Origin of the sequence: Leisingera aquaemixtae (assembly GCF_006740765.1) — a bacterium.
Taxonomy (GTDB): Bacteria; Pseudomonadota; Alphaproteobacteria; order Rhodobacterales; family Rhodobacteraceae; genus Leisingera; species Leisingera aquaemixtae.
The window spans coordinates 902592-914499 of record NZ_CP041159.1; the positions used below are offsets into that span (position 1 = coordinate 902592).

Here is an 11908-nt window from a genome sequence, read left to right on the forward strand (position 1 = left end):
CTGAAAATATCCCGGGGGAGGCCGCAGGCCGGGGGCAGAGCCCCCAGAAACACCGGCCCTGTATACCATTGCATTCACCTAACGCATTGAAATAAAACATTTCTGTACATCTTTACGAGGGCGTTCTATGGTCACCGGCATTGCCCCGGAGACCAAGAATGCCCCCGATCCAGGACCACCCCCTGCGGTATCCGCTGACCAACGAACTGCACGCCCGGCCGTTCCCCGCCATGTCCAGCCCCTGCACGGTGGTCTACCTGGCGGTCAAACAGCCCAATGAGGCCGAACACCGCGACCGGATGCAGGATCTGCACCATCTGACGGATCTGCTTGACCGCCACGGTGCGCCGCACCCGCAGCCGGGGGCGACTCATTATATGGCGCAGATCGGCCGCCACATGCTGAAGTGGGAACAGCATACCGAGTTCGTCAGCTATACCGTCTACAGCGACGGGACCGGCACCCGGGCCTTTGATCCGGCGGATTTTGAGGTGTTCCCGGCGGAATGGCTGGCCGCCGCGCCGGGCCAGCGCATTACCTCCACGATGTTCCGGGTCGAGCCCCGGCCTGCGGACGCCGCAGTCAAGACCCTGGCGCAGGAGTGGTTCGTGCCGGAAAGCGTGGTGGTCTCGCAGGTGCTGGACGGCAGCGCGGTGATTGCGGGCGATTTCCGCATCGACCCGGCGGGCCACATGCGGTTTGCGGTGTTTCCGAACGCGGAGACCGGCAGCCAGCGCATCGGCCGGATTGTGCAGCGCTTGTGCGAGATCGAAACCTACCGGGCGATGGCGATGCTGGGGTTCTCCCGCGCCCGCGGCCTGACTCCGACCATCAGCGCGCTCGACACCCATCTGAGCGAGATGATGGTTGCGATGACAGCCGGATCAGCACCGGCTGAGCAGACCTTGTCGCAGCTGCTTACGGTCTCCGCCGAGCTGGAGGCGATGGCGGCGCGCTCTGCTTTCCGGTTCAGCGCCACCGGGGCCTATGACGCCCTGGTCAGCCAGCGCGTCAGCCTGTTGCGCGAGACGCGGTATGAGGGGTTCCAGACGCTGGCGGAATTCATGCTGCGCCGGTTTGAGCCGGCAATGCGCACGGTGAAATCCACCGAAAAGCGGCTGGAGACGCTGGCCGACCGGGCCCGCAGGGCAGGGGAGCTGCTCCGGACCCGGGTGGATGTCGAGCGGTCTGCGCAGAACCAGGCGCTGCTGGCCAGCATGGACCGCCGCGCCGATATGGCGCTCAGGCTGCAGCACACGGTTGAGGGGCTGTCGGTGGTGGCGATCAGCTATTACGCGGTGTCGCTGGCCGCCTATGCGCTTTACCCGCTAACAACGGCGCTGGATATCAGCAAGGGCAGCCTGACGGCGCTGATCACTCTGCCGGTTGTCGGGCTGGTATGGCTGGCCGTGCGGCGGATCCGGAAGAAGCTGCACTGAGCACGGCGTTCATGCCGAGGCCGCCAACTGCGATGAAGGCCAGCGCCAGCAAGGCTGCGAGGCTGAGCGTCGGAATGCCTGCCAGCCCGGCGCCCACGGTGCAGCCGCCGGCCAGTACGCCGCCCATGCCCATCAGCAGAGCACCGGCCAGGTAACGGCCGGTCTGGCGGGGGCTTTCGAAGCTTTGCCACTGGAAGCTGCCGCTGACCACCGTGGCGGCCAGCGCACCGGCCAGCACCCCGCCGGCCAGCCCGGCGCCAAATCCCGCAGGGATGGAGCTGGAGGCGATCACGAAGAACAGCGTGTCGGCGGCAGGGGCGGTGAAGGAGAGGCTCTCCATCGCGATGGGGTCGAATTCGTCAAACAGCACATAGCCGGTGCCAACCCAGGCCACGGGCACCAAGAGGCCGAGCGCCGCCGCGCCAGCAAGCGTGGGCGCCCGGTTGCCGGAGCGCAGCGCGGTCAACAGGGCTGCCGCCACGATCACACCGCTCCACAGCAGTGCGCCGCCGGGCAGGGCGGCAAGGGAGACCTGCTCCCCCGCGGGCAGGGTAACCGCGCCAAGCGCGGTGCGCACCGGGGCCAGCACGCCCTTCAGCGTGGCATGGGCCGTGATGGCAAAGACAGCCATCACCATAAGTGCCCGCAGGTTGCCGCTGCCCGCCAGCACCAGCAGACGCGAGGCGCAGCCGCGGGTCAGGATCATGCCGGCGCCGAACATCAGCCCGCCAAGCGCGATGGCCAAGAGCGGCAGGTCCTGCGCCATCAGCCGGTGCTCCGCAAAGCTGATCCAGCCCTGCGCCACGGCCGCCTGGGTGCCGGCAACGGCCACCGCCAGGGCCATTGCCCAGACGCCTGCGGCCTGGCGGCGGTCCTCACCAGCCAGGGCGCGGCGGAAGCAGAAGCGGGTCAGCTGCGCCAGCACGCCGAACAGGACGCCGATGCCAAGCGCAAACAGGACGGAAACCTCCCGTGCTGTGGTCTCTTCAAAGCCGAATGTTTCGAACATGGCGCTCTCCAGCTGCGGATTTGGAACGTTTTCCCGCAATGGCGGGTTTTTCGTGCCCGGGCAAGCGGCGGACGGCGGTCAAAACAGGGCAGGGGCGGGAAGAAGTTCCGGCTTGGGCAGGCCGGGCGAAATGCTGATTTTGCCGGACAGCGCTGCTGCAAAACAAACTGGCCGCTTTGGGGAAAGCGGCCAGAAGGCATGTTTTTATTTGAATGTGTGCGTGCGTTCCGCCTCAGCGGCCGCGGATCCGCGGATCCAGCGCATCGCGCAACCCGTCGCCCAGGTAATTCACGCTCAGCACCGTCAGCGAGATCGCCATGCCGGGCCAGAACACCCGCTCAGGATACTGCTGCAGGTAATCGGTCGCATCGAACAGCAGCCGTCCCCAGGTCGGGAAGTCCGGCGGGAAGCCGAGGCCGAGGAAGGAGAGCGAGGATTCCGTAATGATCGCCGTGGCGATGCCCAGCGTGGCCGAGACCATGATCGGCGACAGCACATTGGGCAGGATGTGCCGGGTGATCAGCCCGCTGTTGGTGGTGCCGATGGAGCGCGCCGCCATCACGAACTCGCGCTCTTTCAGCGCCAGCACATCGCCGCGCACGATCCGCGCGGTCGGCATCCAGCTGGTCACCCCGATCGAGGCCACGATCAGGATAAAGATCCCCTGTTCCGGCCCGAAGGCCGCATTCAGCGGCTCGCGGAACAAGAGCATCATCACCAGCAGCAGCGGCAGAAGCGGCAGCGCCAGGAACAGGTCGGTCATCCGCATCAGCGGGCCGTCCAGCCTCTTGAAGAAGCCGGCCAGTACCCCGATGAAGGAGCCCAGGAACAGCGCCAGCAGCATCGCAGTCAGGCCCACGGAAACCGAGGTCGCGCCGCCTGCCATCATCCGGGCCAGCATGTCGCGGCCCAGCTGATCGGTGCCGAAGGGATGCGCCCAGCTGGGGCCCTGGTTGCGGGCGCGGATGTCGATCTTGGTGGCGTCAATGTCCCAGACATAAGGCCCCAGGTAGACCGCCAGGATGATGAACAGGAACAGGGCCCCGCCCATCAGCGCGCCGCGGTGCGATTTGAACTGGTCCCAGACATCCTGCCACTGGCTGCGCGGCGGGTTGTGAAGCTCCTCCAGCGCGCCGGCGCCGGGCACCGCGGTCGAGGCGGGCGCCATGCCTTCGTCGGGCACAAAGCGTTCCTTGTCAGTCATAGCGGATCCTCGGGTCAAGAATGCCGTACAGCACGTCGGCGATCAGGTTGAACAGCACGATCAGCACCGCAAAGATGAAGGTGAGCGTCTGCACCATCGGCAGGTCGTTGGCCTGGATGGCGCCGATCAGAAGCTGGCCGATGCCGTTCACCTTGAACACCTGCTCGGTGATGATGGCACCGCCAAAGATCGACGGGATGCCGAGCGCGATCACGGTGACCACGGGGATCATCGAGTTGCGCAGTACGTGGACCATCACCACCACATATTCGCTCAGGCCCTTGGCGCGGGCGGTGCGGACATAGTCCTGGTTCAGGTTGTCCAGCATCGAGGCGCGCATGAAGCGGGAGAGCTGCGCGGTGATCTGCAGCGCCAGCACCATCACCGGCATGATCATCTGCTTCAGCTGGTAGACAAAGCTGTCCCAGCTGTCGACGGTATGAGTGGTATCATAGATCGACGGGAACCAGCCCAGCTGCACCGAGAAGATCACGATCACCAGCACGCCGGAGAAGAACGGCGGCACCGAGAAGCCCACCATCGACACGAAGGTTCCCAGCTGGTCGAACCAGCTGTACTGGCGGTAGGCGGAATAGATGCCGATCGGCAGCGCGATCAGGATGGCGACCACATAGGCGGTGCCGACCACCCACAGGGTCTGCGGGATACGCTGGATCACGATGTCCATCACCGGCGAACGGGTCTGCCAGGAGATCACCCTGAGGTCGCCTGCAGAGAAGGAGGTGCCCAGGTAGTGGTCGATCAGAACCTGCGGCTCGATCCAGAAGAACTGCACCAGCCATTTCCAGAAACGGATATGCATCGGCTGGCCAAGGCCAAGCGCCTCGCGCATTTTCTCTTTGACTTCAGGGGGCACGGTCAGGGGAACCTGCGCCATCGGGTCGCCCGGGGCGAGCTCCAGCAGCAGGAAGATCACGAGGCTGATGAACAGCAGTGTTGGTACTGCCAGGATCAGCCGCCGGATTGTAAAGGTCAGCATCAGGTAGGCGCCTTTGCAACTTGTATTAAGGTCGGAGCAGGCGGGGAGGGCCTCACATCCATGTCACGCGCAGGCGGTTAAACGTAACCAATGCTGAATGGCAAGGGGCCCCGATGTAACGTCAGGGCCCCAAGTGAGGCAAGCGCTGCTTACTTGATGCGGTACCAGTCAGCTGCGTTCCACAGCTCGCTGTCCCAGACGTTCAGGTGAACGCCGCCCAGCGTGTTGGAGTGCGCCGACAGGCGGCCGCGATGCACCAGCGGGATCATGCCGCCGTTTTCGACCATGATGTCGTTGAGGCGGCGGCCGATTTCGGCGCGGGCCTCAAGGCCGGCAGTCTTGGTCAGCTCAGCGTGCAGCTGGTCGAACTCCTCGTTGCAGAAGCGCGAGATGTTCTCACCCTGCCACTGGGATTCCGGTTTCGGTGCCTTGTCGCACAGGCCGTTGGCCAGATAGGCCTGCGGGTCGGTGCCGTCGAAGTTGTTGGCGTACATTTCCACGTCAGCATAGAACTTCTGGAAGGTGTCGGGCGAACCCGGGTCGCCGCCGAAGAACACCGAGGCGTTGATGTTGCGCAGCTCGGATTCGATGCCGATCTGGCTCCACCACTCCTTGATCAGCGCCTGGAAGTCCTGGCGCACGGCGTTGGTCGAAGTCTGGTACAGGATCTTCATCGGCTTGCCGTCCGGGGTTTCCCGCACGCCGTCGCCATTGGTGTCCTTGTAACCAGCTTCCTCCAGCATCGCCTTGGCGCCTTCGATGTCCTGAGTGGAGCAGTCAAAGGTGTCAGACGCAAAGGCCGCAGGCGCAGGCACCCAGTTGCAGCCGACCTTGCCGGCCTTGCCATAGCCGATTTCCACCAGCAGCGGACGGTCGATGGCCATCGACATCGCCTTGTAGACCGCCGGGTCCTTCAGGAACGGATGCGGATGCTTGGCGGTGGAGCGCTCGCCCTCCGGCAGGTCCGGCGACGGGTCGGTCTGGTTCAGCATGATGCGTTCCACCAGCGAGCCGAAGCCCGCAACCGGCTTGCCCTTGCCGCCTGCTTCCATCTGGGCGATCACTTCCGGCGCCAGCTGCAGGTTCCAGGCATAGTCGAACTCGCCGGTTTCCATCACCGCGCGGCCCGCAGCGGTTGCGTCACCGCCGCCCTTGAACAGCACCTTGGCAAACGCGGGCTTGGCCGGATCGCGGTAGTTGGGGTTGGCCGACATGGTGATCACGTCGTTCGGCTTGAACTCATCCACCACAAACGGACCGGTGCCGATGGGGGCAAAGTTGGCGTCGGTGCATTCCGGCGCCCGGGCGCCCATGCAGTTCTCGAACTGCGCTTTCTGCAGGATCGGGCTTTCACCGCCGGAGAACGGGCCATAGGGGAAGGGGGTCGGCTTGTCGAAGGTGACCTTGACGGTCATGTCGTCCACCAGCTCGACGGAGGTGACACCCTCGAACTTGGTCAGCTGCGCGCAGCCGCCTTCGGGGTGCATACAGTAATCGGCGGTGAACTTCACGTCATGAGCGGTGAAGTCGGTGCCATCGGACCACTTGATGCCGGGTGCGATCTTCCAGGTGATCGAGGTCAGGTCTTCGCTGACGCCGCCGTTCTCGACGGTCGGGATCTCGGTTGCCAGATAGGGCACCATGTTGCCCTCGGGGTCATAGCGGGCCAGCGGCTCAATCACCAGCGAGGCGGCCTGGATGTCCTTGGTGCCGCCGGACAGGAACGGGTTCAGGATCGACGGCGCCTGCCAGTAGATGATGTTGACCTGGCCATCGGACCCGCGCTCAGCAAAGGCTGCCGGCGCCAGGGCCGCCGTGGCAACGGCCCCCATCAATAGGGATTTGAGTTTCATCACACTCTCCTTGTCGGACACGTTTTGTGTCTTTTTGTTGGCCGGACCGCAGCGGGCCCGGAGATTTGCCGCATGGCTGCGGAAGGGTCGCAATCGCACCTGCGCGCAGGCCGGAATTGCAGGCATTAAGCACTCTTAACATGTTGCCGGACAGACCGGCGCATGACGCTCTGCAGGCAACCACGCGGGTATCGAAAACCACTTCCCGGGAAATTGCAAATTCCAATTTTAAAAACCCTATGCATTATTTGCATGAGCATTTTTGTGCAAAGTAGAGTTTACTCCGGATGCTGGGGCCGCCATCCGCGGCTGGCCCGGGGAATGAAAGATAGGGAAGCCGTCATGCTGGACAACGCCATTGCGTCCATTCGAAACCTGCGTGTTGAGTTTCAGACCAAGGATGGCCCGGTGGTCGGGGTGGAGAACGTCTCCTTTGACGTGAGCCCGGGCGAAACCGTCTGCATCGTTGGGGAATCCGGCTCCGGCAAATCGGTTTCCTCGCTGTCGCTGATGCGCCTGGTGGAATTCGGCGGCGGCGAGATTGCGGGCGGCGAGCTGCTGTTCAACCGGCGGGAGGGCGGCGAGACCGACCTGGCCGCCTCCGAGCAGGATATGATGAAGCAGATCCGCGGCAATGAGATCGGCATGATCTTCCAGGAGCCGATGACCGCGCTGAACCCGGTGTTCACTGTCGGCCGCCAGCTGACCGAGGGCCTGCGCATCCACAAGAACATGTCCAAGGCCCAGGCCGAGGAACGCGCGCTGGAGCTGCTGCGCCAGGTCCGCATCCCGGAACCGGAGCGGCGCCTGCGGCAGTACCCGCACGAACTGTCCGGCGGCATGCGCCAGAGGGTGGTGATCGCGATGGCTATGGCGTGCGAGCCGCGGCTGCTGATCGCGGACGAGCCGACCACCGCGCTGGACGTGACCATCCAGGCCGAGATCCTGGCGCTGATGGACCGGCTGAAGCGCGAGACCGGCACGGCGGTGATGTTCATTACCCATGACATGGCGGTGGTGGCACAGATGGCCGACCGCGTGGTCGTCATGTACCGCGGCAACAAGGTCGAGGAAGGCCCCGTCGAGGAGATTTTCGAGAACCCCAAGCACGACTACACCAAGGCATTGCTGGCGGCGGTGCCGAAGCTGGGCGAAATGCGCGGCAAGCACTACCCCGAGCCGATGAAGCTGATGGGGGTCGAGGACCAGAAGATTGAGCCGATCAAGGGCACCGACGAGGTGCTTCTGGACGTGCAGAACCTGACCACCCGCTTTCCGGTCAAGGGCGGCCTGCTGCGCCGCACCATTTCCAACGTGCACGCGGTCGAGGACGTGTCCTTCAAGGTCCTCAAGGGCCAGACCCTGTCGCTGGTCGGGGAATCCGGCTGTGGCAAATCCACCGCGGGCCGCTCGATCCTGCGGCTGGTGGAGCCGCTGTCGGGCAAGGTGGATTTCGAAGGCCGCGACGTTCTGAAATTCAGCGCCTCCCAGATGCACAAGGCGCGCCAGGACATGCAGATGATCTTCCAGGATCCCTTTGCGTCCCTGAACCCGCAGATGCAGCTGATCGACCAGGTGGCAGAGCCGCTCCGCAACTACGGGCTGGCCAAGGGATCGGAGCTGCACGACCGCGTCGCCAGCCTGTTCGACCGCGTCCACCTGCCGCGCAGCTTCATGCGCCGCTACCCGCACGAGATGTCCGGCGGCCAGCGCCAGCGCATCGCCATTGCCCGCGCCCTGGCGCTGAACCCCAAGCTGATCGTCGCGGATGAGGCCGTCTCGGCGCTCGACGTGTCGGTGCAGGCGCAGGTCCTGAACCTGATGATGGAGCTGCAGGCGGAACTGGGCCTTTCCTTCCTGTTCATCAGCCACGACATGGCGGTGGTGGAACGCGTCAGCCATCAGGTGGGCGTCATGTACCTGGGCCGCATCGTTGAGATCGGCCCCCGCGACCGCGTGTTCGAGAACCCGCTGCACGCCTATACCCAGGCGCTGATGAAGGCGGTCCCGATCGCCGACCCGCGCCAGCGCAAGTCGGAGAAAGAGCTGAACTTCAAACCGATCCCGTCGCCCATCCATGAGGTCGGCTATCAGCCGGAGCCGTCGGAGTATCTGGAACTGGAGCCCGGCCATTTCGTGCTGACCACCGACAGCGGCTACTGATCATGATCCCGACACCGCAGGACCGGCCTGTTGCCTTGGTGACAGGGGCTGCCCGCGGGATCGGGCAGGCCATCGCTCAGGCGCTGGCCGCAGACTACTCCGTTGCGATAACCCATTTGGAAACCCGGCCTGAGGGCGACACTTTTCTGGCCGTACGCGCAGATTTCCGTGACCCGGAAGCTCCGGCGATGGTGGTGGAGCGCACGCTGCAGCATTATGGCCGGATAGATCTGACCGTTAATAATGCCGGTGCTTTCGCATCGGAGGGTCCGGAAGTTTTCGACTACTCTGCTCTGCGGGAAATGTTCGATGTAAACCTCTTTGCCGCTCAGGGATTGCTGGCTGCCGCGCTTCCACATCTTCCGCCTGGCGCGGCCGTGATCTCGATTTCTTCGGTGAATGCAACTTTGCCTCCGGCTGGAGCCGCGCTGTTCGGGGCCAGCCAGGCGGCGCTGGAACTGTGGACCCGCGGCATGGCAAAAGAGCTGGGAGCGCGCGGTATCCGGGTCAATGCCGTGGCTCCGGGGGCGGTCAATGATCCGCATAACCCAAGGCCGCCGGAGCTGGTGGCTGAATTTGAAGAGTTGACTGCGCTGGGCCGTTTGCCCTCACCAACCGATATAGCGGCGGCGGTTCGCTTCCTGGCCGGAAACGAGGCAAGCTTCGTAACCGGCGAGGTGCTTACCGTCTCAGGGGGCTACAGATTATGACTGCGAAACTGACACCGCTGGAGATCATGGGGCGCCTGGTCTCTTTCCCGACGGTGAGCCGGGATACCAACCTGCCGCTGGTGGAGTGGGTGCAGGACTATTTGTCCTCCCATGGCATTGAAAGCCACCGCTGGGTGGACCCGGACCAGCCGCACAAGGCTGCGGTCTTTGCCCATGTTGGCCCTTGGGAAGAGGGCGCGGTGGTGCTCTCGGGCCATACCGATGTGGTGCCGGTGGACGGCCAGCCCTGGGACACCGACCCGTTCACGGTGGTGGAGAAGGACGGCAAATACTTCGGCCGCGGCACCTGCGACATGAAGGGCTATGATGCCCTCGCCATCTGGGCGCTGGTCGAGGCACATGAGCAAGGCGTCAAACGCCCCCTGCAACTGGCGCTGAGCTTTGACGAGGAAATCGGCTGCACCGGGGCGCCGCCGATGATCGAGGCAATGCAGCCCGTGCTGCCCAAGGGCTCCGCGGTGATCGTCGGGGAACCTTCGATGATGAAGGCGGTGACCGGCCACAAGGGCGGCACTGGATTTGCTACCCATGTTGTCGGGTTCGAGGTGCATTCCTCGCTCATGCACACCGGCGTCAGCGCCATCATGCAAGGCGCCCGGCTGATCGACTGGGCCAACCAGAAAAACACGGAGAACATGGCCAAGGAGCCGGGGGAGGTGCAGGCGATGTTCACCCCGCCCTGGAGCACCTGCCACGTCGGCATGATCGAGGGCGGCACCGCCCACAATATCACTGCCAAGGACTGCCGCTTCATGATGGATTTCCGGGTGGTGCCGGGGGAGAACCCTGCCGGTTGGGAGGCCGCCTATCTCGCCAAGGTCCGTGAGGTGGAGGCAGAGATGCAGGCCGTCCATCCGGAGGCCCGTATTGACGTGTCCAAGCATTTCGACGTCCCCGGCCTGGTGCCGGAACAGGACGGCGCCGCGGAGGCGCTGGTGCGCAGCCTGACCGGCGACAACGGCTCCCATGTGGTCAGCTACGGCACCGAGGCGGGGCAGTTCCAGCAGGCGGGCTACTCCGCCGTCATCTGCGGCCCCGGCGACATCGCCCAAGCGCATCAGCCGAACGAGTACATCACCGTGGCGCAGTTCAACGCGGGCCACAGCTTCATGCGCGGGCTGGTAAAGAAGCTGCGGGCCTAAGCTGCGCGTACCTTGAAACCGGGCGCAGGATGCGCAGATTGATGCCAGGCGGTGCACAGACGGTGCACAGGGGGTGCACGCATGCCACCCCCGCTCTGGCGGGTCGCGCCGCGTCCCGGCGGCACCGGATACTTGCGAAGCTAAGTTTTTTCGCGGACAGTCTGCCGCAACGGAACCTGAAACATAAAAGGGAGGGGAATATGCCGGCCAAGAACCGCTTTGCCGAGATGCACCAGGAGATCACCGCCTGGCGCCATCACCTGCACGAGAACCCCGAACTGATGTACGAGGTGCATGAAACCGCCGCCTTTGTGGTGGAGCGGCTGAAGGCGTTCGGCATCACCGATATCACCACCGGCGTCGGCCAGACCGGCGTGGTGGCGGTGATCGAGGGCAAGACCAACACCTCCGGCCGCGCCATCGGCTTGCGTGCCGATATGGACGCTTTGCCGATCCCCGAAGCCTCGGGTGTGGACTATGCCTCCAAGATGCCGGGCGTGATGCACGCCTGCGGCCACGACGGTCATACGTCGATGCTGCTGGGGGCGGCCAAGTACCTTGCAGAGACACGGAATTTCGACGGCAAGGCAGTGCTGATCTTCCAGCCCGCGGAGGAAGGCGGTGCCGGCGGCAAGGCGATGTGCGACGACGGTCTGATGGACCGCTGGGGCATTCAGGAGGTCTATGGGCTGCACAACATGCCGGGCCTGCCGGTCGGCGAATTTGCCATCCGACCGGGCCCGTTGATGGCGTCCTCGGACGAATTCATCATCACCGTCACCGGCAAGGGCGGCCACGCCGCCGCCCCGCATGAGGCAATTGACACCACGCTGGCGGCCTCGCAGATCGTGGTCTCGCTGCATTCCATCGTCTCGCGCAATGTGGACCCGGTGAAACGGGTGGTGCTGACCGTCGGCACCTTTGAAACCGACAGCACGGCGTCAAACGTGATTGCCCATACCGCCAGGCTGCAAGGCACCGTCCGCACGCTGGACCCCGAATACCGCATTCAGGCCGAGGAGTGGGTGCGCCGGGTTGCCGAAAGCACAGCTGCGGCCTTTGGCGCCACGGCGGAGGTCGAATGGGTGCCGGGCTATCCTGTTACAATAAATGATGAAAACGGCACCGCCCACGCGGTGGAGGCGGCGCAGGCGGTCGCGGCCAAAGTGAACGCCGTGACCCCGCCGATCATGCCGTCCGAGGATTTCTCCTACATGCTGGAGCAGCGCCCCGGCGCCTATATCTTCCTTGGCAACGGCGACACCCAGATGTGCCACCACCCGGCCTATGTCTTTGATGACGAAGCGATCCCGCTGGGATGCAGCTGGTTCGCCGAGCTGGTGGAACGAAGAATGCCCGCGGCCTGA

Annotated in this window: 9 protein-coding genes; 5 read left to right on the plus strand and 4 right to left on the minus strand. The window is 64.4% G+C overall.

Annotation, left to right across the window (positions count from 1 at the left end; translation table 11 throughout):
* Positions 1 to 158 precede the first annotated feature (158 nt).
* The gene (locus R2C4_RS06065; protein ID WP_141889978.1) at positions 159 to 1439 is read left to right on the plus strand and encodes a DUF3422 family protein; all 1281 of its coding nucleotides are present in this window, start codon (positions 159 to 161) and stop codon (positions 1437 to 1439) included.
* On the opposite strand, the gene R2C4_RS06070 is transcribed toward R2C4_RS06065, so the two are convergent.
* The 4 genes from R2C4_RS06070 to R2C4_RS06085 form a co-directional block, all read right to left on the minus strand.
* Entirely contained in the window at positions 1375 to 2448 is a 1074-nt protein-coding gene (locus R2C4_RS06070) for a YeeE/YedE family protein (RefSeq protein WP_141889979.1), read from the minus strand. The genes R2C4_RS06065 and R2C4_RS06070 overlap by 65 nt on opposite strands.
* Before the next feature lie 232 nt (positions 2449 to 2680).
* Complete coding sequence (locus R2C4_RS06075; RefSeq protein WP_208764526.1) at positions 2681 to 3652, minus strand: ABC transporter permease; 972 nt, start codon at positions 3650 to 3652, stop codon at positions 2681 to 2683.
* Positions 3645 to 4652 (minus strand): ABC transporter permease, encoded by a 1008-nt coding sequence (locus R2C4_RS06080; protein ID WP_058287879.1) that lies wholly within the window; start codon positions 4650 to 4652, stop codon positions 3645 to 3647. The genes R2C4_RS06075 and R2C4_RS06080 overlap by 8 nt, the downstream gene beginning before the upstream one ends.
* A 149-nt stretch (positions 4653 to 4801) precedes the next feature.
* Positions 4802 to 6505: a peptide ABC transporter substrate-binding protein gene (locus tag R2C4_RS06085; RefSeq protein WP_141889980.1), complete on the minus strand. Its 1704-nt coding sequence runs from the start codon at positions 6503 to 6505 to the stop codon at positions 4802 to 4804.
* Between the two features lie 342 nt (positions 6506 to 6847).
* Between R2C4_RS06085 and R2C4_RS06090 the strand changes: the two genes are divergently transcribed.
* The 4 genes from R2C4_RS06090 to R2C4_RS06105 all read left to right on the plus strand — a co-directional run bounded on the left by R2C4_RS06090 (position 6848) and on the right by R2C4_RS06105 (position 11908).
* Positions 6848 to 8668 (plus strand): ABC transporter ATP-binding protein, encoded by a 1821-nt coding sequence (locus R2C4_RS06090; protein ID WP_141889981.1) that lies wholly within the window; start codon positions 6848 to 6850, stop codon positions 8666 to 8668.
* Between the two features lie 2 nt (positions 8669 to 8670).
* Positions 8671 to 9378: an SDR family NAD(P)-dependent oxidoreductase gene (locus R2C4_RS06095; RefSeq protein WP_141889982.1), complete on the plus strand. Its 708-nt coding sequence runs from the start codon at positions 8671 to 8673 to the stop codon at positions 9376 to 9378.
* Positions 9375 to 10541 carry an acetylornithine deacetylase gene (gene argE, locus R2C4_RS06100; RefSeq protein ID WP_141889983.1) on the plus strand — a complete coding sequence of 389 codons (1167 nt, stop codon included), beginning with the start codon at positions 9375 to 9377 and terminating at the stop codon, positions 10539 to 10541. Before R2C4_RS06095 ends, argE begins: the two co-directional genes overlap by 4 nt.
* 200 nt (positions 10542 to 10741) lie before the next feature.
* Positions 10742 to 11908: a M20 aminoacylase family protein gene (locus R2C4_RS06105; RefSeq protein ID WP_141889984.1), complete on the plus strand. Its 1167-nt coding sequence runs from the start codon at positions 10742 to 10744 to the stop codon at positions 11906 to 11908.